1 protein-coding gene is annotated in these 252 nt (G+C 36.5%); it reads left to right on the top strand.

Annotated features, from left to right (window positions below; all coding sequences use genetic code 11):
* Positions 1-252 (top strand): hypothetical protein (locus ETC27_RS18225; RefSeq protein WP_205742797.1); only part of this gene is annotated, 252 nt, incomplete at both ends.

Genomic DNA, 252 nt, shown 5'->3' with positions numbered 1-252 from the left:
CCCTGTATTTAACAAGGTAAATGCTTATCTCAGCCAGAAGGAAACTGTAGAAGCTCGTATCAAAGAATTAACAGATTTCCAACAAAAAGTCGAAAAATCAGAACAGTTAAAAAGTTCAAGCATAGAAATGCCTAATCTCAAAGGTCAAACACTTGCGGCCATAAGAAAACAAGCAGGCATCGATTATAAAATTGAAGTGGAGCCAAACTATGAGGAGAAAGATACAGCGATTGTAACTCAACAAAAACCTGA

Source organism: Onishia niordana (assembly GCF_004798965.1).
GTDB classification, from domain to species: domain Bacteria; phylum Pseudomonadota; class Gammaproteobacteria; order Pseudomonadales; family Halomonadaceae; genus Onishia; species Onishia niordana.
Note: the sequence above shows the minus strand (reverse complement) of the source record. Positions and strands in the feature narration are given on the sequence as shown.